The organism is Mameliella sp. CS4, from assembly GCF_019392335.1.
Taxonomy (GTDB): Bacteria; Pseudomonadota; Alphaproteobacteria; order Rhodobacterales; family Rhodobacteraceae; genus Antarctobacter.
On sequence record NZ_JAHXRQ010000114.1, the window covers coordinates 1 to 324 of the forward strand.

General features: G+C 71.6%; 1 protein-coding gene. It reads right to left on the reverse strand.

All coding sequences use genetic code 11. From position 1 onward, the window contains the following. On the reverse strand, positions 1-324 hold a 324-nt coding region (locus KZZ07_RS26755; protein WP_219519966.1), incomplete at both ends, for a hypothetical protein.

The window sequence follows — 324 nt, forward strand, 5'->3', positions numbered from 1 at the left end:
GCCAGTGGGTGACGTACTGTTGCAGGAGGCCATGGAAGCGGGCCTCGTCGGTGAGCAGATCCTGGACCTCCACGACCGTGCACGCCTCCGGCTGGCGCAGTGCGACCAACAGCGCGCCGGTGATCAGGTCGACGGCCCGATTGCGGAAGTAGGCGGAGGCCTCGCCGTCACCGGTGGCCTCGGGCAGAAGGGCCAGGGCGGTGCTCTGAAGGTAGAGGACGTCGTCCGGGTCGCGGCCCTGGAGCGGGTTCCAGTGGTCGGTGCCGCCGGCCAGACCCATGGGGTCGAGGCAGATGACGCGGCGCCCGAGCGCCCGGCGCCGTG